We start from the raw sequence: 24,090 nt of genomic DNA on the forward strand, positions 1-24,090 counted from the left end.
GTTTCTATGAAACAAGGTATCCACCCAGAATACGCGGCTATGGAAGCAAAATGTTCATGCGGTAACATTTTCGCTGTTGGTTCAACTCGCGGTAAAAACATCACGCTAGACGTATGTTCAAACTGTCACCCATTCTACACTGGTAAGCAACGTAATGTTGATACTGGTGGTCGTGTTGATAAATTCAACAAGCGTTTTGGCGCTCTTGCTGCAAAATAAGAATTGTATTTATACAATTTTTTGTAGTAACTCAAAAAGGTACCTTCGGGTGCCTTTTTTTATACCTGAAAAACAGTTTGAAACAATTATAAAACTTAAATTTAACCTTCTATTTTTCATTTGCCTAAAAATTATCGTCTAAAATTACTAAATCATATAAAAATAAACACTTCATACCAGTGCAAAGGTAGAATAAACAACTTAAATTAATGTAGAATCATGCTAACAATATTATTAGCTCGTTTAGCTCAGTATAAAACAAAAGTGTCTTGTGTTAAGTTAAAGTTAAATATTAGTGTTACATTCGGTTGTTATTTTCATTCCCCCAACGTTGTTTCTTACACCTTAGTTATTCTCGAGTTAAGGCTGTGAGTTATGTGCATTCATTTAATTCAGGATATTGAGTATGTCAGACTTTAGACAGCAAGCATTAGATTATCACGCGAACCCTAAACCAGGTAAAATTGCTATTCAACTTACTACATCAGCAGAAACCGCCGATGATCTTTCTCTAGCATATAGCCCAGGTGTCGCAGAACCAGTGCGTGAAATTGCTGCTAATCCTGACGATGCTTACAAATATACGGCTAAAGGTAACTTAGTTGCGGTGATCACTAACGGTACTGCAATTCTAGGCCTTGGTAATTTAGGCCCACTGGCATCAAAACCAGTGATGGAAGGTAAAGCACTCTTGTTTAAACGCTTTGCTGATATTGATTCAATTGATATTGAAGTGAAACACCGTACAACTGAAGAATTTATTGATACCGTAGCGAATATCGCTGATACATTTGGTGGCATTAACTTAGAAGACATTAAAGCACCAGAATGTTTTGAAATTGAAAAAGCGCTCATTGCCCGTTGTCAGATCCCGGTATTTCATGATGATCAACACGGTACTGCAATCGTAACCGCAGCAGGCATGATTAATGCGCTAGACATTCAGGGTAAAGACATCGCGGAAGTGATTATTGTTTGTATGGGCGCTGGCGCGGCGGCTATTGCCTGCATGGAGTTGTTGATTTCATGTGGCGCACAACGTGAAAAAATATACATGTTAGACCGTAAAGGTGTGATCCACACTCGCCGTGATGACATTAACGAATATAAGCAACGTTTTGCTAATAATACCGATAAACGTACATTACAAGATGCCATTAACGGTGCTGACGTATTTGTTGGTGTATCTGGCCCCAATGTATTGGCTGCTGATGATGTTAAATTAATGGCCGATAATCCAATTATTTTTGCCTGTTCGAATCCGGACCCAGAAATTAAGCCAGAATTGGCTCACGCGGCACGTCAAGATCTGATTATGGCAACCGGTCGTTCTGATTATCCAAATCAAGTGAATAACGTGCTGTGCTTCCCATTCATCTTCCGTGGTGCATTAGACGCACGTGCCAGTGTGATTAATGAAGCGATGAAAGTAGCCGCTGTTCATGCGATCCGTGAGATTGCTAAAGAAGAAGTACCACAGTCTGTATTGACTGCATCGGGTGTGGAATCATTAGAGTTTGGTACTGAGTACATCATTCCAAAACCAATGGATCCACGTTTATTGCCACGCGTTGCACGCGCTGTTGCATTAGCTGCGGTAGAAACTGGCGTTGCCCGTGTCGAACTACCTGAAAATTATATGCTGTAAACTTACGGCATAGTTTTCACAAACGCCAAGGTTTATCCTTGGCGTTCGCATTTCTAAGCTTATACCCAAGCTATTTCAAGCTACACCTGCTCGTCTCTGATATAGCATGTTGAAGTAGTTTGGGTATATACTTGTATAAAGTTCTGCTATTTGCTCACATTTAAGGTTCCCATGTCTGAAGAATATGAAATTGAAGTTATCCCTGTTGTTGTCGCTGAAGAACCAATTGAATTATATAAGATCTTAAAAATCGAAAATTTAGTGACCTCGGGCAGTGAAGCGAAGAACTATATTGCAGACGGTTATGTGTATGTGAATGGTGAAGTTGAAACGCGTAAACGTAAAAAAATCATGTTTGGCGATATCATCGGCTTTAATGGTGAAGCGTATCAAGTGATGTCTGCGGAAGAGCTTGCAGCATACGATATTGCTGATGAAGAAGAATTTGTTGATCCTGCGGCTTTAGAGTCTGATTCGGTAGCAAGCTATATTGCAGAACACGATGTGACTGAAGACGATTTCACCGGAAACAATACTGTTGAGCAAGGTGTTACTGACGTTCACGCTGTAGAAGAAGCGGTTGTTGAAGCTGTATTTATTGCACCAACGCCAGTTGCTAAGTCTGCTGTCGATAGCATCCCTGCAGATATCTGGGAACAGCCTGAAAAGAAGAAAAAGAAAAAAGCTGAAGCTAAACCTGTAACAGTAGCGGCACCGAAACCAGTTGAGAAAAAGAAAAAAGGCCGCGCGGCACCGTTTAGTTTTTAGATTTTACTTTAAGGTATTAGTAATAATGCGCGTCTAGATAGCGCATTGGTTACAGATTAGATCAAAACAGGCTCCTATTATTGGAGCCTGTTTTATTTTCAGTCGTTGTTTATTTGGCACTCGTTATTTAATGACTAATCATCTTGCTCTAAATAATCATCAATATTGATACCCAGTGCTAACATCTGTGCTTTGGCTTCTGCGGGTATGCTGTCTGGTTTGTCTTTGCCTAAATCGTCATCAGCCGGTAATGGCTGACCCGTGTAAGCATGTAAAAATGCTTCGCATAACAGTTCACTGTTAGTCGCGTGACGTTGATTATTAATCTGACGGCGAGTTCTTTCATCTGTCAGTACTTTGAGTACTTTCAGAGGAATTGACACAGTGATCTTTTTAACCTGTACACTCTTTTTCCCATGTTCTGCATAGGGGCTAATATACTCGCCGTTCCACTTTGTCATTTTTGACCTTTGTGTAAATTATTATTTAATGAATAAGTGACAAGTTTACCTTTGAATTTGATTGTTGGCAATCAGTATGTAAAGAGCTCTAGACGTCTATTGACCTGTGGCAACTTAATAGTGTATGTTTTGAGTTACTGGTATTACATTAATTGATATTAAGTTCGGGAGAACGCATGGACGCAGTTAAGCGCAGTATTCATAAATTTGGTGGCAGTAGTTTAGCGGATGCCACTTGTTATCGTCGGGTGTCGGCTATTATTAGCGAGCATACGCAAGCCCGCGATCTGATTGTTGTTTCTGCGGCAGGTAAAACCACCAACCAATTATTAGAGTTATTACAATTGGCTGAAGATGGTGATCAAGCTGCGTCTGAGCGTCTTATTGCCACGTGTGAATATCAAGCCAAGTTAATTGCTGAATTATTAGTAGATGACTTATGTATACAACTCACTGCTGCGCTGCAAGATGATATTCATACTATAGGCCATTTATTAGAAGCTCATCTTGATGTTTATGCTAAAAACCAAATCCTGGCACATGGGGAAGTATGGTCAGCCCGATTATTAGCGGCGTTACTGAGTCAAAGTGAACTACCTGCCAATGATTTAGATTCTCGCTTGTTTTTAACCACAGAATTAGCCGCGCAACCTGTGGTTGATGAAATGGTGTCTCGCCAAAAATTAACGGCGTGTTTAGCGAACCTACATAACCGTGTTGTGGTGACCGGCTTTATTGCTGCTGATGGACAGCAGCGAACCGTCACATTAGGGCGTAATGGTTCGGATTATTCTGCAACCTTGTTAGGTGCATTAGTAGATGCCGATCAAACGACGATCTGGAGTGATGTCGCCGGGATATTTAGTGCTGATCCACGTCGGGTAAAAGATGCCGAGTTACAAACTAAACTGTCACTCGACGAAGCGGCAGAACTGGCGCGTTTAGGTTCACCCGTATTACATGCGCGTACATTACAACCCGTGGTTGAGAGTAAACAACATGTCCAACTGCGCTGTAGTTATACTCCTAGCGAAGGCTCAACCCAGATCCACCGTCGTTTACCCAAAGGTAAGGGCGCTAAGATCGTTACCTCGGTTGATGATCTGCACTTAGTTGATATTGAATTCGATCAGCATGCGGACTATCAACAACAATATAATCAGTTGATTACCTTGCTTACACAGCAACAATTATCCCCTATTTGTATAAAACGTCGCCCCACCGAGCATGTGGTGCGATTAGGTTATACCGCTGAAATTGTCGAATTTGCACTCACGACATTACAGACATACCAACTGCAGCAACCGCAGGTTCGCGCTATTAATCTGCTGAGTGGTTTTTGTATGGTAGCGCTGGTCGGTTCTGGAGTCACTGAAAATGCGTTACAGTCACATCAGTTTTATCAACTGATCTCAGAACACAATCTGACGTTTGTACAAACGGGTGATAATCGTTTAAGTATTTGTGCAGTATTGCAAAAAGTAGTACTCGAACCATTATTGAAAGAATTACACACCGCGTTATTTAAACAGCCAAAACGCATTGGTGTGGTGTTATTTGGTAAAGGTAATATTGGCGCTGGTTGGTTATCTTTGTTCGCGAAACAAATGCATAAGCTACCTGAACAACAAAACGTAGACCTGTGTTTATGCGGTGTATATGGATCGCAGGGTGGGATATTAGACTTTAATGGTTTGGATGCTGCGACGGTACTTGATGACTTCCAACCTGAAGCGTTTGTTTGGGAACAGTTATTATCTAATCTTGCATTGCACCCGTTTGATGAATTGGTGATCATCGATATTACCGCCAGTGAAGCAATCAGTTATTATTACCCTGAATTTGCCCAACACGGTTTCCACCTTATTTCGGCGAATAAATTTGCCGGAGCGGCGAGCAGTGAGTTTTATCATCGGGTTAAGCAAAGCTTTAGTGATAATGAAAGCCATTGGTTATATAACGCTACGGTCGGCGCAGGATTACCGATCCAATCATCTATGGCGATGCTGCAACACAGTGGCGATCAAGTCACTGCGGTGAGCGGTATTTTCTCTGGTACCTTATCTTGGTTGTTCCAACAATATGATGGGCAAATTGCCTTCTCGCAATTAGTCGAGCAAGCTTGGCAACAAGGGCTAACAGAACCCGATCCTCGGGAAGATTTATCGGGTAAGGACGTGCAGCGCAAACTACTTATCTTAAGCCGTGAAGCGGGTTATGACATGGAGCTTAGCGATATCAAACTAGAGTCATTGGTATCAGAAGATCTCATGGCATTTAAAGTGGATGAGTTTTTAGAACATTGCGAAGCACTCGATGACAAAATATTACATATGTTTAATAAAGCCAAAAAGCAGGGCTTAGTATTACGTTATGTCGCCCGTTTTAGCCGCAAAGAAGGGGCGCAGGTTGGCTTGGAGTTTTTAGAGCCAACCCATCCATTTGCTAACTTATTGCCGTGCGATAACATCTTTTCGATTAACAGCCATTGGTATCGTCATAACCCATTAGTGATCCAAGGTCCGGGTGCTGGTAGAGATGTGACTGCGGGCGCTATTCAATCTGATCTTTTCCAATTATGTAAGCTGTTCGCGCGTTAATTTTATCTTTTAGCCTGCCTAAAACCAAACCGCATATAATTCATGTTTAAGATGAATTATGTGCGTTGACTTTATCCACCAAACTTGTGATGATTAAGACGTAAAGAGGTATGGACGTCTAAACATCTTAAGGGATATAAGTATGAGTTTTCACAATGCACAAAATATTGAAGTATTAAATCAAAGCGTTTCTGAATTGGGACGTGATATTAACGTTTCTTTTGAATTCTTCCCGCCTAACTCACCTGCAATGACGTCTACCCTGTGGGAATCGATTAATCGCCTAAAAGCGTTAAACCCTAAATTTGTGTCAGTGACATACGGTGCCAATTCCGGTACCCGTGATCGTACTCATGACATTATCAAACAGATAAAGCATGAAACGGGCTTGATTGCAGCGCCACACCTCACTTGTATTGACGCTAACCGCCAAGAGTTGAAACAGATTGCAACGGATTACTGGGATAACGGGATCCGTAATATCGTTGCTTTACGTGGTGATTTACCACCAGGATTGAATCAACCTGATATGTACGCCGCCGATCTGGTTGCACTACTGAAAGAAGTGAATGATTTTGATATCTCGGTAGCTGCTTACCCAGAAGTCCATCCTGAGGCAAAAAATGCTCAAGCCGATCTATTAGCGCTAAAAGATAAAATTGATGCCGGTGCCGATCGTGCTATTTCTCAGTTCTTTTTTGATACCGAGAGCTTTTTACGTTTCCGTGATCGTTGTGCTGCGGTGGGCATTGATAAAGAAATTGTGCCGGGTATTTTACCGGTATCTAATTATAAAACCTTATGTAAGTTTTCAAAATTGACCAATGTAAAAGTGCCGAATTGGATGCACAGTCAGTTTGAAGGTTTAGACAATGATCAAGCGACACGTAATCTGGTTGGCGCAAGTATTGCCATTGACCAAGTGAAAATATTGTCGCGTGAAGGGGTGAAGGACTTTCATTTCTATACGTTAAACCGGGCTGATTTAACGTATGCTATTTGTCATACTTTAGGTGTGCGCCCAAGATAGTCATCGTACTTACCTACAGTGAGGTTATATTAGAATCAAAAATGCCGACGATGATGTCGGCATTTTATTATCAGCTATTTGTTATCCAGATTAACCAGTATTGCGCATACCTGCAGCAACACCTGCGATACTCACCATTAAGGCTTGCTCGACATCAGGATTCACTTCTTTACTGCTACGTGCGCGGCTGAGTAGCTCTGCTTGGAGGATATTTAGCGGATCGGTATACGGGTTACGTAACTCAATTGACTTCTTGATCCAAGGTTGAGCATCAAGTAATTGCTTGTTTGGGTTTAAACCAACTATAAGCTCTGTTGCTAGGGCTAAACTGGCGCGTAACTCTTTACCCAGAGGCCAAAGATCTTCAGTCACCAGACATTGGTCATAATATTCCGCTAACCAGGCATCGGCTTTCAAAAATACCATTTCGAACATTTCTATACGGGTATTAAAGAACGGCCATTGCTGTTGCATCTCTTGCAGCGTTTCACGTTGACCTGAATCGAGCATATTTTTGAATGCGGCAGTACAACCCAACCACGCGGGTAACATCAAGCGATTTTGGGTCCATGCAAAGATCCAAGGAATAGCACGTAAGCTTTCTACGCCACCGTTGGGTTTACGTTTTGCTGGGCGGCTACCGAGTGGCAGTTTACCTAATTCTAATTCAGGTGTTGCTGAGCGGAAATAAGGTACGAATTTTTCATGACCTTGGATATATGAACGATATTCTTCACATGAATCCGCAGACATCTGATCCATTGCATCACGCCAAGACTGTTCTGGTGCTGGCGGCGGCAGTAAGTTCGCTTCTAAGATCGCACTGGTGTAGAGGTTTAAGCTTTGTTCTGCAACATTAGCCAGGCCAAACTTGAAACGGATCATTTCGCCTTGTTCTGTTACCCGTAAACCACCTTTTAATGAACCTGGAGGTTGTGACAATAAGGCGGCATGAGCAGGCGCACCACCGCGACCGATGCTACCACCACGGCCATGGAATAAAGTCAGCTCAATTTCTTCTTTCTCACAGATATCAACCAAGGCTTCTTGTGAACGATACTGCGCCCAAGATGCGGCAATTACACCGGCATCTTTGGCAGAATCAGAATAACCGATCATGATATATTGATGACCATTGATGTAATTTTTATACCAGTCGATGGCTAATAGGCTAGCCGTTACTGTACCCGCATTATTCAAATCGTCTAAGGTCTCGAATAATGGCGCCACAGGGAGACGGAATGGACAACCGGTTTCTTTTAATAGCAATTGCACAGCTAATACATCAGAGGCTTTACGTGCCATTGAAATGATGTAAATACCCAGTGCTTCTGGATCTTGCTTTGCCACAGTGCGACAAGTATCAAGTACTTCTTTCACATCTGCAGACGGTTGCCAGCATTGTGGGATCAGTGGTCGCTTGTTATTCAGCTCTTGTAATAAGAACGCTTGTTTATCTTGCTCGCTCCATTGTGCATAGTCTCCAAGACCCAAGTAACGGGTTACTTCGGCTATCACATCGGTATGACGATCACTGTCCTGGCGGATATCAAGTTTCACTAAACTTACACCGAAACATTCAACGCGACGAATAGTATCGAGTAATGCACCTTGGGCAATAACGCCCATACCACAAGCATTCAGTGAGTGATAGCAAGCTAACAATGGCTCACGTAACTGTGCTGTAGTGGTGATTATGTCACGGCGTTCTGTGTATTCGCCTTTTAGCTGCGCAGTTAAGCTCGCTAGTGTTTCTGTTAATTCGCTACGTAATTTTTTCAATAACACACGGTAAGGTTCATGACTTTCACCGACCAATGCACGTAATGTGTCATCACAGTCATTCATTGAGAATTCACTTGTGAGATGTTTTATATCTTTAAGGAACAAGTGAATAGCCATCCAACGACTGGTTAGTAGTACTTCTTCGGTGACTGCTGAGGTCACAAACGGATTACCGTCACGGTCACCACCCATCCAAGAGGTAAACTTAACTGGCGCAGCATCAATCGGTAATTGGTAATCTAAGCGGTCTTGCAGCCGTTTATCAAGACTGCGTAAGAAGTTTGGTACCGCATCCCATAATGAGTTTTCGACTACTGCAAATCCCCATTTAGCTTCATCAACAGGCGTCGGACGTACGGTTCTGATCTCGTTGGTATGCCACGCTTGTGATACCAATTGTTCAATACGCGTCATGAAGACATCGCGTTCTTGGCTACTTAACTCAGTCAGTTCTAACTGGCTAAGGCATTTATTGATGGCGCCATGCTTGTGGATCAGGGTACGGCGGGTGATTTCAGTTGGATGTGCGGTTAGCACTAAATCGATCTTAAGATTTTTAACCGCAGCAAGTACCTCTTCTTCACTGATTTCAGAGTTATTTAGTTTCGCAAACAGCTCATCGATAGAGTCAGGCACACACACGTTATCTGCACAATTACGTGATGTGGTGTGGAATTGTTCGGCAATGTTAGCCAGGTTTAAGAATTGACTAAACGCACGCGCTACTGGTAATAGCTCATCATCAGAGAGATTACGCAGTACGGTGAGTAATTGTGCTCGGTCTTTATCATTACCGGCACGGGATGATTTTGCTAGTTGACGAATGGTTTCAATCTTATCTAAGAACTCTTCTCCAAGATGATCCTTGATTGTATTCCCTAGTACTTGGCCCAATAAGCCGACATTACTTCGTAACGCTGCATATTTATCTGACATACATAATCCTTCAATTCAGTGATGTAATACGGCAACAACTATTATCGTTATGTATGTAAAATAACTATATTTAGTGACATTCGTCAATGAAATCGTGTAATTAATACGATTAATTGTGATATAGGGTGTAATTTTACTACAAATTGATAATTCTCTAGTTAGTTTTTACATGTTTCTTCAATCAGTTTTTGGATAATAGCCTGTGTTGGTTTAATTGTAGATAGATCTAAATATTCATCAGGTTGATGTGCTTGATTAATGCTGCCCGGACCCATGACTATCGTATCGCAGCCAAGTTGTTGAATAAACGGTGCTTCGGTACAGTAATTCACGGGTATGACGGCTTCACCTGTGAGCTTTTCAGCTAACTTAATTAACGCTGAATCAGTATCGCACGCATAAGCAGGGATAGGCTCATGTAGATGATAAACATCAACAGCGCCAGGCCATTGCTTCATGATCGGCAGTAATGCTTGGTTAAGTAACATAAACAATTCATCGGGACTTACCCCAGGGATAGGGCGCATGTCGATGTGTAATTCACAGCTGCCACAGATTCGGTTGGGGCTATCACCACCGTGCACATGACCAAAATTAAGCGTGGGTTGGGGGATAGCAAAATGATCGCAGGCGTATTGTTCTTTTAATTTGCGTTGCAGCAGCAATAACTGTCCGGTTACTTGATGCATGATCTCAATGGCATTGATGCCATTAGCGGGATCGGAAGAGTGACCGCTGCGTCCGGTAATACGGATTGCTTCTGACATATGCCCCTTGTGCATAAATACCGGCACCATACCTGTTGGTTCGCCAATGACGGCATAATCAGGTCGGAAACTTTGTGCCGCGGCAATTGCTTTGGCGCCTGCCATGGTGGTTTCTTCATCTGCCGTCGCGAGAATACGCAATGGTTTATCTAATTTTGTTAAATCAATGTTCTTACATGCTTCTAATACAAAGGCGAAAAACCCCTTCATATCAATCGTGCCTAGACCATACCATTTACCGTCTTTTTCGGTTAACTTGAATGGGTCTTTGGTCCATAAACCGTCATCAAACGGCACCGTATCGGTGTGCCCTGCCAGTAATAAACCACCATCGCCTTGGCCGTAAGTAGCGACTAGATTAAATTTACCATTGGTTTCAGGGACGCTGGTGATAGTAATGCTAAAACCAAGTTCGCTGAACCAACCTGAAAGTAAGTCAATGACAGGTTTATTACTGATATCTAACTCTTTTTCTAATGAGCTGATCGACGGTGTTAGGATCAGTGATTTATAAAGTTCGCTAAATTTAGGTAGTTGCATATTACGTTCCTGTAATGAATGATTGTTTTTTTATGCATAAAAGTTGCATAAAAATGTAATCTGTTTTATTCTCTAATCATCCTTACCTTACAACGTATGGGTTAGATAATGAATCGTTTTTCATGGTTTCGACGAGACAGTATTTAAAATGCATTAGCACGGCTTAAATTACGCAAGCAAGTGCAATTGGAAAGGGCGCTGTTGCCTGTCGTTTTACAATTTAGCAAACACGGAAGTCAAACATGTTAAAAACAATTTTAGTCGGTGCGACCGGGTATACCGGTGCTGAGCTAGCCCATTACATTACCAAACATCCAGAGCTTGAATTAGCTGGCCTGTATGTTTCAGAACACAGTTTAGATGCAGGAAAATCGTTTTCTTCATTATATGGTCATTTATTAGGGGTTGTTGACCAAACGATTCAGCCTTTAGCGGTGAGCAACATTAAGCATATTTGTGCTGACGTTGATATTGTGGTGTTAGCGACCGCGCATGAAGTCAGTCATGATATTGCCGCTGAATTTCTAGCGCAGGATACCGTGGTATTTGATTTATCCGGTGCATTTAGAGTGAATGATCCTGCTTTCTACGAAAACTATTACGGCTTTAAACATAACTTCGATAAAGAATTGAAGAGTGCTGTTTATGGTTTAGCTGAATGGGCGAGTGCCGATATTGCTAAAGCAAATTTGATTGCCGTACCAGGGTGTTATCCAACGGCCTCGTTATCAGCATTAAAACCGTTAGCAAAACATGGCTTGATTGCTGCGGATCAAAAACCGATCATTAATGCAGTGAGTGGTGTGAGTGGTGCTGGGCGTAAAGCGGCGTTAGGCTCCGCTTTTTGCGAAGTGAGCCATGCACCTTATGCTGTGTTTAATCATCGTCATCAACCTGAAATAAGTACACATTTAGGCCATGAGGTTATTTTTACACCGCACTTAGGTTGTTTTAAACGTGGCATCTTAGCCACGATTAACGTCAAGCTTGCCGCGGGTGTGACACCAGAACAAGTCACGGCAGCTTATCAAGACGCGTATCAAGATCAACCTATGGTGCGGTTATTACCAAGTGGCTGGCCAAGTATTAAAGCCGTAGAGAAAACCGCTTACTGTGATTTAGCGTGGCAGCAACAGGGACAAGACCTGATTGTGGTTTCTGCTATTGATAACTTATTAAAAGGTGCCGCAGCGCAAGCAATGCAGTGCATCAATATTCGTTTTGGTTTCGCCATGACAACGTCGTTAGTATAAGGAAGATTGCAGTGACTACTCCTTTAGTATTGAAACTTGGCGGCGCATTACTTGAAAATGAAACGGCGCTTGAACAGCTGTTCACTGCATTGAGTGAATATAAATTAACATCCTCACGTCCCCTTATTTTGGTGCATGGCGGTGGCTGCTTTGTTGATGAACTATTAGCAAAGATGAATATCGTTAGCGAGAAAAAGAACGGTTTACGCGTTACCCCATTTAGCGATATCGGTTATATCACCGGCGCGTTAGCGGGTACGGCAAATAAAGTATTAATGGCACAGGGTTTGAAATCGGGTGCGAAGGTCGTTGGTTTAAGTCTTGCTGATGGCGGTATTTCAACCGTTACACATTCAACCGCAGGACTTGGTGCTGTCGGCGAATGTGAAGCAGGTGATCCAACATTATTAACCGCGTTACTCAGTGGTGGTTTCTTACCGATTATTAGCTCTATTGGTATTGATGCACAGGGACAGTTATTAAATGTCAATGCTGACCAAGCGGCCACCGCTATTTGTGAAACGCTTGATGCTGACTTAGTGATGTTATCTGACGTGGCCGGAATTTTAGACGCGGACATGCAGTTAATTCCTGAGATGAACAGCAGCTATGCAGATGAACTCATTACTGCTGGCGTGATCCATGGCGGTATGGAAGTAAAAGTGAAAGCGGCTTTAAAAGCGGCCACATCTTTAAATCGTGACATAAAATTAGCAAGTTGGAAAGTGCCTGAGCGGTTAGTGGCATTATTAAATGGTGAAGCAGAGGGAACGAAAGTTTCTCGCTAATATTGATCAGTTAACGGAGTTCGATCATGGAAAATTTATTATCAGTTAAAGATTTAAGTAAACAACAGATCCTTGACTTATTAGCACTGGCTAAAGCAATGAAAGCCAATCCGGCAGAATACTCACAAGCATTAGCGGGTAAAAGTATTGTCACCATTTATGAAAAGCCGTCACTACGAACACGCGTCACATTTGATATCGGTATTCATAAGTTAGGTGGTCATGCGGTTTACCTTGACGCACAAAATGGTGCGATTGGTGAGCGTGAAACGGTAAAAGATTTTGCTGCTAATATTTCACGTTGGGCTGATGCCATCGTCGCAAGAGTGGTGAGTCATAAAACGCTGGAAGGCTTAGTGGAACATGGCAGTGTGCCTGTGGTGAACTCTCTTTGCGATTTATATCATCCTTGTCAGGCATTAGCGGACTTTTTAACTATTTCAGAGCACTATGAAGATGTCTCTAAGGTAAAGTTAGCGTATGTCGGTGAAGGTAATAACGTCACCCATTCATTAATGCTAACCGGTGCTATTTTAGGTGCTGAAGTGACGGCGGTATGTCCACGCGGCAGTAGTCCTGATGCACAAATTGTCAAACAGGCCATGGCGTTAGCTGAAATTAGTGGTGGTAAGATAAATGTAACAGATAACCTAGATGACATAGTTGATTATGATGTTATTTATGGTGATACTTGGGTCTCAATGGGGGATGGTACTCCACTGCAACAAGTAAAAGAAAAGTACATGCCGTATCAGATAAACAAAGCATTACTGATGCGCACAGGAATTAAACATGTATTGCATTGTCAGCCAGCTCATCGTGAGTTAGAGATAACATCGGAAGTGATGGATGGCGAACAATCGCTGATCTTTGATCAAGCCGAAAATAGAATGCATGCCCAAAATGCAGTTTTACTGACATTGCTGAAGTAACATATTAAGGAAAATGAAAATGACACAAACAGTTAAGAAAGTAGTAGTAGCATATTCTGGTGGTTTAGATACTTCAGTGATCTTACCTTGGTTACAAGAGAACTATGACAATTGTGAGATTATCGCGTTTGTTGCTGATGTCGGTCAGGGCGCTGAAGAACTTGATGGTATTGAAGCGAAAGCATTGGCTTCGGGTGCATCTGAGTGCTACGTAGTTGATCTAAAGGACGAATTAGTCGCTAACTATATCTACCCGACGCTTAAAACCGGTGCTGTTTACGAAGGTACTTATCTGTTAGGTACGTCAATGGCACGTCCAATTATTGCTAAAGCACAAGTTGAAATTGCCCGTAAAGTCGGTGCTGATGCGCTTTGTCATGGTTGTACAGGTAAAGGTAATGATCAAATTCGTTTTGAATCATGCTTTGCTGCACTGGCACCAGAACTAACTGTGATTGCACCTTGGCGTATCTGGGACTTAACTAGCCGTGAATCGCTACTTGAATACTTAGCTGAACGTGATATTCCAACAGCAGCATCTGCGACTAAAATTTATAGCCGTGATGCCAATGCTTGGCACATTTCGCATGAAGGTGGCGAGTTAGAAGACCCGTGGAACCAACCAACAAAACAAGTTTGGACCATGACTGTTGATCCGATTGATGCACCGAACGAACCTGAATTCGTGACAATAACGGTTGTTAAAGGTGAGATCACGGCGGTTAATGGTGAAGTAATGTCACCGTACCAAGCACTGATGTATCTCAATGGAAAAGCCGCTGCTCATGGTATCGGTCGTGTTGATATCGTCGAAAACCGTTTAGTGGGCATGAAATCACGTGGTTGTTATGAAACTCCGGGTGGTACAGTCATGGTTGAAGCGTTGCGTGGCATCGAAGAGTTAGTATTAGATAAAACCACCCGTAAGTGGAAACAAACGGTTGCGGCTGAGTTCTCGCACCTCGTTTATGACGGTCGTTGGTTCACCCCACTTTGTGCGTCATTACTTGCTGCGGCAGGGACTCTCGCAGAAGACATGAACGGTGAAGTGATTGTTAAAATGTATAAAGGCTCAGTACAAGCAGTACAGAAGCAATCACCAAACAGCCTTTACAGTGAAGAGTTTGCCACATTTGGTGATGATAATGTGTATGACCAAAGCCATGCGGAAGGTTTCATCCGCTTATATTCGTTGTCTAGCCGTATTAAAGCTTTAGCAACTAAGTAACACTATTTGAGGATGTTAACGCATCCTCCTCTTCGAATATACAACTTCTAATATACAGATATAAGAAAGAATAAGGATGTAACCATGGCACTATGGGGCGGTAGATTCAGTCAAGCAGCTGATGCAAGATTTAAAAGTTTCAATGATTCACTGCGGTTTGACTACCGTTTAGCTGAGCAAGACATTACAGGTTCAGTGGCATGGTCAAAAGCTTTGGTTGGTGTCGGTATCTTAACCCAAGATGAGCAACTCACTATTGAAGCCGCGTTAAACGATCTTAAATTGGCGGTATTAGAAAACCCAGAGCAAATTTTGCAAAGTGATGCTGAAGACATTCACAGCTGGGTGGAAACGCAGTTAATTGCTAAAGTGGGCGATCTGGGTAAAAAGCTACATACTGGCCGTAGTCGTAATGATCAAGTTGCCACTGATCTAAAGCTGTGGTGTAAACAGCAAGGTGATCAATTGTTGATGCAACTGGATAAAACGCAGCAGCAACTGGTATCACTTGCACGTGAACATCAACATACAGTATTACCGGGTTACACCCATTTACAGCGTGCACAACCAGTGACATTCTCCCATTGGTGTTTAGCCTATGTTGAAATGCTGGAGCGTGACTATAGTCGTTTAACTGATTGTTTAAAACGCCTTGATACTTGTCCACTTGGTTCTGGTGCGCTTGCCGGGACTGCCTATCCGATGGATAGAACGGAATTAGCCCATTCATTGGGTTTTGGCAGTGCGACACTAAATAGCTTAGATTCAGTATCGGATCGTGACCATGTGATGGAGTTGATGTGTACGGCAAGTATGTCAATGATCCATTTATCCCGTTTAGCAGAAGATTTAATTTTCTATAACTCGGGTGAATCTAACTTCATTGAGTTGGCTGATGCAGTGACCTCCGGTTCATCTCTGATGCCGCAAAAGAAAAATCCGGATGCATTAGAACTTATCCGAGGTAAAACCGGCCGGGTATTTGGCTCACTAAGTGCCATGTTAATGACGCTGAAAGCGCTGCCGCTGGCATACAACAAAGATATGCAAGAAGATAAAGAAGGCTTATTTGATGCGCTTGATACTTGGAGTGACTGCCTAGAGATGGCCGCGATGTCATTGGTTGGAATGAAGATCAATGAAGCTAGAACCAAAGAAGCAGCATTAGGTGGTTATTCGAATGCGACAGAACTGGCTGATTATCTTGTTGCGAAAGGCGTACCCTTCCGTGATTCACACCATATTGTTGGTGAAGCCGTTGTTGCTGCAATTGCCAAAGGGGTGCCGCTAGAAGCATTAACCTTAGCTGAATTTAAAGAGTTTGATGTACTGATTGAAGACGATGTTTATCATCATTTATCACTTGATGAAACATTAGCAAAACGTAAAGCGCTGGGTGGGGTGTCTCCCGTGCAGGTTGAGTTCGCTTTAACGAATGCTGAAAAACGTTTAGAAGAGCGTGATACGTCTGGTATTAGTATTCGATCTGCACGTTTGACTGATCTTGATGATATTGAACGTATGGTAAATTACTGGGCCAATATTGGTGAGAACTTACCACGTAGTCGTTCTGATCTGGTTAAAGCAGTCGGTACCTTTGCGGTGACAGAGAAACATAATCAAGTGACCGGCTGTGCGTCTATCTATGTTTACGATACCGGACTTGCTGAGATCCGTTCACTGGGTATTGAACCTGGTTATCAAGGTGGTGGGCAGGGTAAAGCGGTTGTCGAATACATGTTACGTAAAGCCGAACAGATGGCGATCCAAAAAGTGTTTGTATTAACCCGTGTGCCTGAGTTCTTTATGAAGCTGGGCTTTCGGTCAACCAGTAAATCAATGCTGCCAGAAAAAGTATTGAAAGATTGTGATATGTGCCCACGCCAGCATGCGTGTGATGAAGTCGCATTAGAATTTAAACTCAATGTGGTAACCAAACAATAAACTTAACAGCAGAAAAACGCGCGTGTTAATGTTATTTTAGATGACTGATATAAAGCACCCAAGCATGGGTGCTTTTTTTTGGCTTGAATAATGTCGCTTAAGAAACTTGAACTTAATCATGACTAGCTATATAGTAGCGTCACAAATTAAGGTGACGATTAATTGCACTGAACGTTTTTAAAATGATTTAGTGCTTTATGACTTAATAATATCGATGTGCGGATTAAATTCTTTATGTCGATCTTTTTCTTGCTAAAGGCAAGAGGTCATGTATAATACGTCCCACTTGCTTAGGCAAGAAGCTGAACCATTATGTTATTATTTTAACCTTGAGTTAAAGTATTAGTGGTCAGTCATAAGATTCCCGATAGGGGAGTCACCGAGTTAAAGATATCGCTCTCGCAATCTATTTATTTAGATGTGGGATGTCGAATTTTTGTGTGTGTTTAACTTTATTGGAGCTCTGGTCTAATGCAGAACCAAAGAATCCGTATCCGCTTAAAAGCGTTCGATCATCGTCTTATCGATCAGTCTACAGCGGAAATCGTTGAAACTGCGAAACGCACTGGCGCACAAGTACGTGGACCTATTCCACTACCTACGCGTAAAGAGCGTTTCACAGTGCTTACTTCTCCGCACGTTAACAAAGATGCGCGTGACCAGTACGAAATTCGTACGCACAAGCGCCTGGTTGACATCGTTGAGCCAACAGAAAAAACCGTTGACGCTCTTATGCGTTTAGATCTAGCTGCTGGTGTTGATGTTCAAATCAGCCTTGGCTAGTAAGTTCTAAAACAACGATTTATATTGAGGTTATTATAATGATTGGTCTAATCGGACGTAAAGTTGGTATGACACGTATCTTCACTGAAGATGGCGTTTCTATCCCAGTATCCGTTATTGAATGTGAGCCTAACCGTGTTACTCAAGTTAAAACACTTGAAATTGACGGTTACCGCGCACTTCAAGTGACCACTGGCACGAAAAAAGCTAGCAGAGTAAACAAGCCAGAAGCGGGTCATTTCGCTAAAGCTAAAGTTGAAGCTGGTCGTGGCCTTTGGGAATTCCGTCTGGGAACAGGCGAAGGCGAATCTGTTGAAGTTGGCGCTGAGCTAACTGTAGACATATTTGCTGAAACGGCTAAAGTAGACGTTACTGGTACATCTAAAGGTAAAGGTTTCGCAGGCGTTATTAAACGTTGGAACTTTGCTATGCAAGATGCTACTCACGGTAACTCTCTTGCTCACCGTGCACCGGGTTCAATTGGCCAATGCCAAACTCCAGGTCGCGTATTTAAAGGCAAGAAAATGGCAGGTCACATGGGAGCAGAACGTGTAACGATCTTGTCTCTTGATGTGGTACGTGTTGATAGTGAACGTAACCTAGTACTTGTTAAAGGTGCTATTCCAGGTGCGATCAACGGCAACGTAATTATCAAACCAGCTGTTAAAGCTTAATCCAAGGATATTAGTAATGGAATTGATATTGAAAGACGCACAAGGTGCTCTTGAAGTTTCAGAAACTACCTTCGGACGTGAGTTTAATGAAGCTCTGGTTCACCAGGTAGTTACAGCGTATGCTGCTGGCGCGCGTCAAGGTACTCGTGCACAGAAAAACCGTTCTGACGTTGCAGGTGGTGGTAAGAAACCATGGCGTCAAAAAGGTACTGGTCGTGCTCGTGCAGGTACTGCAAGCAGCCCGATCTGGCGTAAAGGTGGTGTAACTTTTGCTGCGCGTCCACAGGACCACAGCCAAAAAGTTAACACTAAGATGTACCGTGGTGCGATCAAAAGCATCCTTTCTGAATTGGTACGTCAAGAGCGTCTTATTGTTGTTGAGCAGTTCGCTGTTGAAACACCTAAGACTAAAGAATTAGTTGCTAAACTAAAAGACTTCGATCTGAACGACGTTCTAATCGTAGGTACTGAAGTTGATGAGAACTTATTCTTAGCTGCTCGTAACCTTTACAAAGTTGATGTTCGTGATGTTGCTGGTATTGATCCAGTTAGCTTAATCGCGTTCAACAAAGTTGTTATGACTGCTGCAGCAGTTAAGCAGATTGAGGAGAACTTAAAATGATCAGTGAAGAACGTTTATTGAAAGTTATCCTGGCGCCACATATCTCTGAAAAGAGCACTATGTCTGCTGAAAACAACAACACAATCGTTTTCAAAGTTGCATTAGATGCAACTAAAGCTGAAATTAAAGCAGCTGTTGCAAAACTTTTTGAAGTTGAAGTTAAAAATGTAAGCACATTGGTACTGAAAGGCAAAACTAAGCGCACTGGCGCTCGTGTTGGCCGTCGTTCAGACATCAAAAAAGCTTACGTTACTCTAGCTGACGGCGCTGACATCGATTTCGGCAGTGCTGAATAATCAAGGGGATTCTGAATAATGGCTATTGTTAAGTGTAAGCCTACTTCTCCAGGTCGTCGCCACCTTGTTAAGGTAGTGAACCCGGATTTGCATAAAGGCAAACCACATGCTCCACTTTTAGAGAAAAAATCTAAAACGGGTGGCCGTAATAATAACGGTCGTATTACTGTTCGTCATCACGGCGGCGGTCATAAGCAACATTACCGTATCATTGACTTAAAACGTAATGATAAAGATGGTATCCCTGCAAAAGTTGAGCGTCTGGAATATGATCCAAACCGTTCAGCTAACATTGCACTTGCACTTTACGCAGATGGTGAACGTCGTTACGTTCTAGCTGCTAAAGGTATGCAAGCTGGTGATATTATAGTTTCTGGTGTTGATGCGGCTATTAAAGCTGGTAACACATTACCAATGCGTAACATCCCAGTAGGTACAACTGTACACGCTGTGGAAATGAAGCCAGGTAAAGGTGCTCAAATTGCACGTTCTGCTGGTACATACGTACAAATCATTGCACGTGACAACTCATACGTTACTCTACGTCTTCGCTCTGGCGAAATGCGTAAAGTATTAGTAGATTGTCGTGCAACGATTGGTGAAGTTGGTAACGCTGAACACATGCTTCGCCAACTTGGTAAAGCAGGTGCTAGCCGCTGGCGCGGTGTTCGCCCAACAGTACGTGGTGTTGTAATGAACCCAGTTGATCACCCGCACGGTGGTGGTGAAGGTCGTACTTCTGGTGGCCGTCATCCGGTTTCACCTTGGGGTGTGCCAACTAAGGGTTACAAAACTCGTAAGAACAAGCGTACTGATAAACTTATCGTACGTCGTCGCAACAAGTAATTTTATAGAGGTATCACCATGCCACGTTCTCTCAAGAAGGGTCCTTTCATAGACCTACACTTGCTGAAGAAGGTAGAGAAAGCGGTGGAAAGCGGGGAAAAAAAACCAGTTAAGACTTGGTCCCGTCGTTCTATGATCATTCCAAGTATGATTGGTCTGACCATCGCTGTCCATAATGGTCGTCAACATGTACCAGTTTTCGTTACAGACGAAATGATTGGTCATAAGTTAGGCGAATTCGCACCGACTCGTACTTATCGCGGCCATGCTGCAGATAAGAAAGCTAAAAAGCGTTAGGAGAAATTAGATGGAAGCATTAGCTAAACACCGTTTCGCCTCAGGCTCGCCACAGAAAGCACGTTTGGTCATTGACCTTATTCGTGGTTTACCAGTGGACAAGGCTCTTGAAGTTTTAACTTTCAGCACTAAAAAAGCTGCTGTACAAGTTAAAAAAGTTCTTGAGTCAGCTATCGCAAACGCTGAACACAACGAAGGTGCGGATATTGATGAGTTAGTAGTAACGACAGCGTTTGTTGACGCCGGTCCTACTATGAAGCGTATCATGCCACGTGCTAAAGGTCGTGCAGATCGCATCTTGAAGCGTACTAGCCACATCACAATTGTTGTAGCAACACGCTAAGAGACTAGGAGAAAACAATGGGTCAGAAAGTTCATCCAAATGGTATTCGCCTAGGTATCACCAAGCAGTTTAACTCTACTTGGTTTGCGAATACTAAAGACTTCGCCGACAATTTGTACGGTGATTTCGAAGTACGTCAGTTTTTAACTAAAAAACTGAAAAATGCATCTGTTTCACGTATCGTTATCGAACGTCCAGCGAAAAGCATCCGTGTGACTATTCACACAGCTCGTCCTGGTGTTGTTATCGGTAAGAAAGGCGAAGACGTAGAAAAACTACGTAATGCTATCGCTAAGATGACTGGTACTTCTGCACAAATCAATATCGCAGAAATCCGTAAGCCTGAACTAGATGCTAAATTAGTAGCTGAAGGTATCGCTTCTCAACTTGAACGTCGTGTTATGTTCCGTCGCGCTATGAAGCGTGCAGTACAAAATGCAATGCGTTTAGGTGCTAAGGGTATTAAAGTTCAAGTAAGCGGTCGTTTAGGCGGCGCTGAAATCGCTCGTGCTGAATGGTATCGTGAAGGTCGTGTGCCTCTACATACTTTCCGTGCTGATATCGATTACTCGACTGCAGAAGCTCTTACAACTTACGGCATCATTGGTGTGAAAGTTTGGATCTTTAAAGGTGAAGTTCTAGGTAAGTTACCACTTACTCAAGAAGTTGAAGCACCTTCGAAGCCTAAACGTCGCAGTCGTGGCCCTAAAGCTGCTAAATAGGAGACTCTGATATGTTGCAACCAAAACGCATGAAGTTCCGCAAAATGCACAAAGGCCGTAACCGCGGTCTTGCAAAAGGCGGAAACGTAACTTTCGGCGAATTCGGTCTTAAAGCTACTGGTCGTGGTCGACTTACTGCTCGTCAAATCGAAGCAGCTCGTCGTGCTATGACTCGTCACGTTAAGCGTCAAGGTCAAATCTGGATCCGCGTGTTCCCAGACAAGCCTATTACACAAAAGCCGCTTGAAGTACGTCAAGGTAAAGGTAAAGGTAGCGTTGAGTATTGGGTTTGCCAAGTACAACCTGGCAAAATCCTTTATGAAATGGCTGGAGTTCCTGAAGAATTGGCTCGTGAAGCATTCAAACTTGCTGATGCGAAACTTCCAATTTCTACAACTTTCGTAACTAAGACGGTAATGTAATGAACGCTAGCGAACTTAAACAAAAAAATGTTGAAGAGCTAAACGCTGAGTTACTTAACCTACTACGTGAGCAATTTAACTTACGTATGCAGTTAAGTACTGGCCAACTAGCACAAACGCATTTAATCAAAAATGTACGTCGCGATATCGCGCGTGTTAAGACCATCCTGAACGAAAAGGCGGGTGTATAATATGAGCACTATTCGTACTGTACAGGGTCGTGTTGTTAGCAACAAAGGCGATAAAACTATCGTTGTTGCAGTAGAACGTAAAGTGAAACACCCGTTATACGGTAAGTTCATCAAGCGTACTACTAAACTACACGCACATGATGAGAATAACGAATGTCAACTAAATGATGTTGTAACTATTCGTGAAACTCGTCCAGTGTCTAAGCTTAAAACTTGGGCATTAGTAGAAGTATTAGTAAAAGCTTAATTTTAAGTTTATACTGTTCTTCTTATGATAACGGCCCCTATATAGGGGTCGTTTGTTTTTTAGTCGATTCCCGTTGCTTTTTTCAAAGCCGTGGTGTTATAATGCGCCACCTCTTGAAAGAGAGCGGACTCATTTAATCCATGTTGGGTTAGATGAAATTATTGCGGAGCACTAATAATGATCCAAATGCAGTCTACGTTGGACGTAGCCGATAACTCAGGCGCACGTCGCGTTCAGTGTATCAAGGTCCTAGGTGGTTCGCACCGCCGCTATGCGCGTGTTGGTGACATCATCAAAGTTACTGTGAAGGAAGCAATTCCTCGTGGTAAAGTAAAAAAAGGTGATGTTCTAAACGCAGTGGTTGTGCGTACTAGGTCAGCAATCCGTCGTTCAGACGGTGCAACTATCCGTTTCGACCGTAATGCAGCTGTTATGCTTAATGCTAACGGCGCGCCGATCGGTACTCGTATCTTTGGCCCAGTTACACGTGAACTACGAACTGAACAGTTCATGAAAATCGTATCTCTGGCACCAGAAGTACTATAAAGGAACGAAAAATGGCAGCTAAAATTTTAAAAAATGATGAAGTTATCGTTGTTGCAGGTAAAGATGCTGGTAAACAAGGCAAAGTTACTGAAGTAAGAGCAGACGGTAAAATATTCGTTGAAGGCGTTAATCTTATCAAAAAACACCAAAAGCCAAACCCACAACTGGGTGTAGCTGGCGGTATTATTGAGAAAGAAGCAGCTTTAGACGCATCAAACGTGGCACTATTCAACCCTGCAACTAGCAAGGCTGACCGTGTCGGTTTCCGATTTGAAGACGGCAAAAAAGTTCGTTTCTTCAAATCTAATAATGAACTTGTTTAATTGGAGTTAACTGTGGCGAAACTGCATGAACACTTTAAAGAAACGATAGCGCCTGAACTTAAAACTAAGTTCGGCTATAAATCTATCATGCAAGTCCCTCGGATTGAAAAGATCACCCTTAATATGGGTGTGGGCGAAGCAATCAATGATAAAAAAGTATTAGAACATGCTGCTGCTGATATGGCTGCAATTTCTGGTCAAAAACCATTGATTACTAAAGCTCGTAAATCCGTTGCTGGCTTTAAAATCCGTGAAGGATATCCTATTGGTTGTAAAGTTACCCTACGTGGTGAGCGTATGTGGGAATTCTTGGAGCGCCTAATCGGTATCTCAATTCCACGTATCCGCGATTTCCGTGGCCTGAACCCTAAATCGTTCGATGGTCGTGGTAACTATAGTATGGGTGTTCGCGAGCAAATCATCTTCCCAGAAATCGATTACGATAAAATCGATAAAATTCGTGGTATGGATATAACTATCACTACTACTGCGAAATCTGATGAAGAAGGTCACGCTCTGCTGGCTGCCTTTAATTTCCCATTCCGTAAGTAAGGTAGGGTCATGGCTAAGCAATCAATGAAAGCGCGCGACGTAAAACGCGCGAAGCTAGTAAAAAAATACGCTGAGAAACGTGCTGAAATTAAAGCAATCATCTCTGGTGTAAATACTTCAGACGAAGATCGTTGGGATGCAGTTCTTAAATTGCAATCGTTACCTCGTGATTCTAGTGCATGTCGTCAGCGTAATCGCTGTAACATCACTGGCCGCCCTCATGGCTACCTACGTAAATTCGGCTTAAGCCGTATTAAACTACGTGAGCACATGATGCGTGGTGAAGTTCCAGGTCTTAAAAAGGCTAGTTGGTAAATCACTAATTTC

General features: G+C 42.7%; 28 protein-coding genes. 25 read left to right on the forward strand and 3 right to left on the reverse strand.

Annotated features, from left to right (window positions below; genetic code table 11):
• The first annotated feature begins 6 nt into the window (after positions 1-6).
• From rpmE to HRT96_RS19890, 3 genes are all read left to right on the forward strand, one after another.
• Positions 7-219, forward strand: a complete 213-nt coding sequence (rpmE, locus tag HRT96_RS19880; RefSeq protein WP_006034066.1) for a 50S ribosomal protein L31 — start codon at positions 7-9, stop codon at positions 217-219.
• A 406-nt stretch (positions 220-625) separates the two neighbouring features.
• A complete protein-coding gene (locus tag HRT96_RS19885) occupies positions 626-1,867 on the forward strand; it encodes a malic enzyme-like NAD(P)-binding protein (protein WP_293160089.1) in 1,242 nt (413 codons plus the stop codon).
• A gap of 171 nt (positions 1,868-2,038) precedes the next feature.
• Entirely contained in the window at positions 2,039-2,635 is a 597-nt protein-coding gene (locus HRT96_RS19890; RefSeq protein WP_293160092.1) for an RNA-binding S4 domain-containing protein, read from the forward strand.
• A 134-nt stretch (positions 2,636-2,769) separates the two neighbouring features.
• On the opposite strand, the gene metJ is transcribed toward HRT96_RS19890, so the two are convergent.
• Positions 2,770-3,096, reverse strand: coding sequence for a met regulon transcriptional regulator MetJ (metJ, locus tag HRT96_RS19895; protein WP_293160094.1), 327 nt, complete (start codon positions 3,094-3,096; stop codon positions 2,770-2,772).
• Between the two features lie 176 nt (positions 3,097-3,272).
• Here metJ and HRT96_RS19900 point away from each other — a divergent pair, with 176 nt between their 5' ends.
• Entirely contained in the window at positions 3,273-5,696 is a 2,424-nt protein-coding gene (locus tag HRT96_RS19900; RefSeq protein ID WP_293160096.1) for a bifunctional aspartate kinase/homoserine dehydrogenase II, read from the forward strand.
• 142 nt (positions 5,697-5,838) lie between these two features.
• Complete coding sequence (metF, locus tag HRT96_RS19905; protein WP_293148890.1) at positions 5,839-6,726, forward strand: methylenetetrahydrofolate reductase; 888 nt, start codon at positions 5,839-5,841, stop codon at positions 6,724-6,726.
• A gap of 90 nt (positions 6,727-6,816) precedes the next feature.
• Here the strand turns inward: metF and ppc are convergent, their stop codons facing one another.
• Both ppc and argE read right to left on the reverse strand, forming a co-directional pair.
• Positions 6,817-9,447: a phosphoenolpyruvate carboxylase gene (ppc, locus tag HRT96_RS19910; RefSeq protein WP_293160098.1), complete on the reverse strand. Its 2,631-nt coding sequence runs from the start codon at positions 9,445-9,447 to the stop codon at positions 6,817-6,819.
• A 158-nt stretch (positions 9,448-9,605) separates the two neighbouring features.
• A complete protein-coding gene (gene argE, locus HRT96_RS19915; protein WP_293160129.1) occupies positions 9,606-10,754 on the reverse strand; it encodes an acetylornithine deacetylase in 1,149 nt (382 codons plus the stop codon).
• Positions 10,755-10,996: 242 nt separating this feature from the next.
• On the opposite strand from argE, the gene argC reads away from it, so the two are divergent.
• The 20 genes from argC to rpsN all read left to right on the forward strand — a co-directional run bounded on the left by argC (position 10,997) and on the right by rpsN (position 24,078).
• The gene (gene argC / locus HRT96_RS19920) at positions 10,997-12,007 is read left to right on the forward strand and encodes an N-acetyl-gamma-glutamyl-phosphate reductase (protein WP_006034058.1); all 1,011 of its coding nucleotides are present in this window, start codon (positions 10,997-10,999) and stop codon (positions 12,005-12,007) included.
• An 11-nt stretch (positions 12,008-12,018) separates the two neighbouring features.
• Entirely contained in the window at positions 12,019-12,795 is a 777-nt protein-coding gene (gene argB, locus HRT96_RS19925; protein ID WP_293128978.1) for an acetylglutamate kinase, read from the forward strand.
• 26 nt (positions 12,796-12,821) lie between these two features.
• The gene (locus HRT96_RS19930; protein WP_293128979.1) at positions 12,822-13,727 is read left to right on the forward strand and encodes an ornithine carbamoyltransferase; all 906 of its coding nucleotides are present in this window, start codon (positions 12,822-12,824) and stop codon (positions 13,725-13,727) included.
• A gap of 19 nt (positions 13,728-13,746) precedes the next feature.
• Positions 13,747-14,955 carry an argininosuccinate synthase gene (locus HRT96_RS19935; RefSeq protein ID WP_293160131.1) on the forward strand — a complete coding sequence of 403 codons (1,209 nt, stop codon included), beginning with the start codon at positions 13,747-13,749 and terminating at the stop codon, positions 14,953-14,955.
• An 84-nt stretch (positions 14,956-15,039) separates the two neighbouring features.
• The gene (argH, locus tag HRT96_RS19940) at positions 15,040-16,899 is read left to right on the forward strand and encodes an argininosuccinate lyase (protein WP_293160133.1); all 1,860 of its coding nucleotides are present in this window, start codon (positions 15,040-15,042) and stop codon (positions 16,897-16,899) included.
• 471 nt (positions 16,900-17,370) lie between these two features.
• The gene (gene rpsJ / locus HRT96_RS19945; protein ID WP_017223583.1) at positions 17,371-17,682 is read left to right on the forward strand and encodes a 30S ribosomal protein S10; all 312 of its coding nucleotides are present in this window, start codon (positions 17,371-17,373) and stop codon (positions 17,680-17,682) included.
• A 35-nt stretch (positions 17,683-17,717) separates the two neighbouring features.
• Positions 17,718-18,356, forward strand: a complete 639-nt coding sequence (rplC, locus tag HRT96_RS19950) for a 50S ribosomal protein L3 (protein WP_293129023.1) — start codon at positions 17,718-17,720, stop codon at positions 18,354-18,356.
• Between the two features lie 16 nt (positions 18,357-18,372).
• Entirely contained in the window at positions 18,373-18,978 is a 606-nt protein-coding gene (rplD, locus tag HRT96_RS19955) for a 50S ribosomal protein L4 (RefSeq protein WP_101060765.1), read from the forward strand.
• Entirely contained in the window at positions 18,975-19,274 is a 300-nt protein-coding gene (gene rplW, locus HRT96_RS19960) for a 50S ribosomal protein L23 (protein ID WP_293128996.1), read from the forward strand. The genes rplD and rplW overlap by 4 nt, the downstream gene beginning before the upstream one ends.
• 18 nt (positions 19,275-19,292) lie before the next feature.
• Positions 19,293-20,120: a 50S ribosomal protein L2 gene (gene rplB / locus HRT96_RS19965; protein WP_293128998.1), complete on the forward strand. Its 828-nt coding sequence runs from the start codon at positions 19,293-19,295 to the stop codon at positions 20,118-20,120.
• A gap of 18 nt (positions 20,121-20,138) precedes the next feature.
• Positions 20,139-20,417 carry a 30S ribosomal protein S19 gene (rpsS, locus tag HRT96_RS19970; protein ID WP_017223588.1) on the forward strand — a complete coding sequence of 93 codons (279 nt, stop codon included), beginning with the start codon at positions 20,139-20,141 and terminating at the stop codon, positions 20,415-20,417.
• Positions 20,418-20,427: 10 nt separating this feature from the next.
• On the forward strand, positions 20,428-20,760 hold the full coding sequence (rplV, locus tag HRT96_RS19975) for a 50S ribosomal protein L22 (RefSeq protein WP_017223589.1): 333 nt from the start codon (positions 20,428-20,430) through the stop codon (positions 20,758-20,760).
• A 17-nt stretch (positions 20,761-20,777) separates the two neighbouring features.
• On the forward strand, positions 20,778-21,482 hold the full coding sequence (gene rpsC, locus HRT96_RS19980; RefSeq protein WP_067046243.1) for a 30S ribosomal protein S3: 705 nt from the start codon (positions 20,778-20,780) through the stop codon (positions 21,480-21,482).
• Between the two features lie 11 nt (positions 21,483-21,493).
• The gene (gene rplP / locus HRT96_RS19985) at positions 21,494-21,904 is read left to right on the forward strand and encodes a 50S ribosomal protein L16 (RefSeq protein ID WP_006034642.1); all 411 of its coding nucleotides are present in this window, start codon (positions 21,494-21,496) and stop codon (positions 21,902-21,904) included.
• Positions 21,904-22,095 (forward strand): 50S ribosomal protein L29, encoded by a 192-nt coding sequence (rpmC, locus tag HRT96_RS19990; protein WP_006034643.1) that lies wholly within the window; start codon positions 21,904-21,906, stop codon positions 22,093-22,095. Before rplP ends, rpmC begins: the two co-directional genes overlap by 1 nt.
• Before the next feature lies 1 nt (position 22,096).
• Positions 22,097-22,342 (forward strand): 30S ribosomal protein S17, encoded by a 246-nt coding sequence (gene rpsQ / locus HRT96_RS19995; protein WP_017223593.1) that lies wholly within the window; start codon positions 22,097-22,099, stop codon positions 22,340-22,342.
• 177 nt (positions 22,343-22,519) lie between these two features.
• Positions 22,520-22,888: a 50S ribosomal protein L14 gene (gene rplN / locus HRT96_RS20000; RefSeq protein ID WP_293129009.1), complete on the forward strand. Its 369-nt coding sequence runs from the start codon at positions 22,520-22,522 to the stop codon at positions 22,886-22,888.
• 11 nt (positions 22,889-22,899) lie between these two features.
• Positions 22,900-23,211 (forward strand): 50S ribosomal protein L24, encoded by a 312-nt coding sequence (gene rplX / locus HRT96_RS20005; RefSeq protein ID WP_017223595.1) that lies wholly within the window; start codon positions 22,900-22,902, stop codon positions 23,209-23,211.
• 12 nt (positions 23,212-23,223) lie between these two features.
• Complete coding sequence (rplE, locus tag HRT96_RS20010; protein ID WP_293160134.1) at positions 23,224-23,763, forward strand: 50S ribosomal protein L5; 540 nt, start codon at positions 23,224-23,226, stop codon at positions 23,761-23,763.
• Positions 23,764-23,772: 9 nt separating this feature from the next.
• Positions 23,773-24,078, forward strand: coding sequence for a 30S ribosomal protein S14 (rpsN, locus tag HRT96_RS20015; protein ID WP_006034608.1), 306 nt, complete (start codon positions 23,773-23,775; stop codon positions 24,076-24,078).
• Positions 24,079-24,090 lie beyond the last annotated feature (12 nt).

Source organism: Moritella sp., from assembly GCF_013215705.1.
Taxonomy (GTDB): domain Bacteria; phylum Pseudomonadota; class Gammaproteobacteria; order Enterobacterales; family Moritellaceae; genus Moritella.

What these genes read in the sequence shown, in the direction of transcription:
- rpmE (WP_006034066.1), top strand. Translation starts at nt 7, where the DNA reads ATGAAACAAGGTATCCACCCAGAATACGCGGCTATGGAAGCAAAATGT.
- HRT96_RS19885 (WP_293160089.1), top strand. Translation starts at nt 626, where the DNA reads ATGTCAGACTTTAGACAGCAAGCATTAGATTATCACGCGAACCCTAAA.
- HRT96_RS19890 (WP_293160092.1), top strand. Translation starts at nt 2,039, where the DNA reads ATGTCTGAAGAATATGAAATTGAAGTTATCCCTGTTGTTGTCGCTGAA.
- metJ (WP_293160094.1), bottom strand. Translation starts at nt 3,096, where the DNA reads ATGACAAAGTGGAACGGCGAGTATATTAGCCCCTATGCAGAACATGGG.
- HRT96_RS19900 (WP_293160096.1), top strand. Translation starts at nt 3,273, where the DNA reads ATGGACGCAGTTAAGCGCAGTATTCATAAATTTGGTGGCAGTAGTTTA.
- metF (WP_293148890.1), top strand. Translation starts at nt 5,839, where the DNA reads ATGAGTTTTCACAATGCACAAAATATTGAAGTATTAAATCAAAGCGTT.
- ppc (WP_293160098.1), bottom strand. Translation starts at nt 9,447, where the DNA reads ATGTCAGATAAATATGCAGCGTTACGAAGTAATGTCGGCTTATTGGGC.
- argE (WP_293160129.1), bottom strand. Translation starts at nt 10,754, where the DNA reads ATGCAACTACCTAAATTTAGCGAACTTTATAAATCACTGATCCTAACA.
- argC (WP_006034058.1), top strand. Translation starts at nt 10,997, where the DNA reads ATGTTAAAAACAATTTTAGTCGGTGCGACCGGGTATACCGGTGCTGAG.
- HRT96_RS19930 (WP_293128979.1), top strand. Translation starts at nt 12,822, where the DNA reads ATGGAAAATTTATTATCAGTTAAAGATTTAAGTAAACAACAGATCCTT.
- HRT96_RS19935 (WP_293160131.1), top strand. Translation starts at nt 13,747, where the DNA reads ATGACACAAACAGTTAAGAAAGTAGTAGTAGCATATTCTGGTGGTTTA.
- argH (WP_293160133.1), top strand. Translation starts at nt 15,040, where the DNA reads ATGGCACTATGGGGCGGTAGATTCAGTCAAGCAGCTGATGCAAGATTT.
- rpsJ (WP_017223583.1), top strand. Translation starts at nt 17,371, where the DNA reads ATGCAGAACCAAAGAATCCGTATCCGCTTAAAAGCGTTCGATCATCGT.
- rplD (WP_101060765.1), top strand. Translation starts at nt 18,373, where the DNA reads ATGGAATTGATATTGAAAGACGCACAAGGTGCTCTTGAAGTTTCAGAA.
- rplW (WP_293128996.1), top strand. Translation starts at nt 18,975, where the DNA reads ATGATCAGTGAAGAACGTTTATTGAAAGTTATCCTGGCGCCACATATC.
- rplB (WP_293128998.1), top strand. Translation starts at nt 19,293, where the DNA reads ATGGCTATTGTTAAGTGTAAGCCTACTTCTCCAGGTCGTCGCCACCTT.
- rpsS (WP_017223588.1), top strand. Translation starts at nt 20,139, where the DNA reads ATGCCACGTTCTCTCAAGAAGGGTCCTTTCATAGACCTACACTTGCTG.
- rplV (WP_017223589.1), top strand. Translation starts at nt 20,428, where the DNA reads ATGGAAGCATTAGCTAAACACCGTTTCGCCTCAGGCTCGCCACAGAAA.
- rpsC (WP_067046243.1), top strand. Translation starts at nt 20,778, where the DNA reads ATGGGTCAGAAAGTTCATCCAAATGGTATTCGCCTAGGTATCACCAAG.
- rplP (WP_006034642.1), top strand. Translation starts at nt 21,494, where the DNA reads ATGTTGCAACCAAAACGCATGAAGTTCCGCAAAATGCACAAAGGCCGT.
- rpmC (WP_006034643.1), top strand. Translation starts at nt 21,904, where the DNA reads ATGAACGCTAGCGAACTTAAACAAAAAAATGTTGAAGAGCTAAACGCT.
- rpsQ (WP_017223593.1), top strand. Translation starts at nt 22,097, where the DNA reads ATGAGCACTATTCGTACTGTACAGGGTCGTGTTGTTAGCAACAAAGGC.
- rplN (WP_293129009.1), top strand. Translation starts at nt 22,520, where the DNA reads ATGATCCAAATGCAGTCTACGTTGGACGTAGCCGATAACTCAGGCGCA.
- rplX (WP_017223595.1), top strand. Translation starts at nt 22,900, where the DNA reads ATGGCAGCTAAAATTTTAAAAAATGATGAAGTTATCGTTGTTGCAGGT.
- rpsN (WP_006034608.1), top strand. Translation starts at nt 23,773, where the DNA reads ATGGCTAAGCAATCAATGAAAGCGCGCGACGTAAAACGCGCGAAGCTA.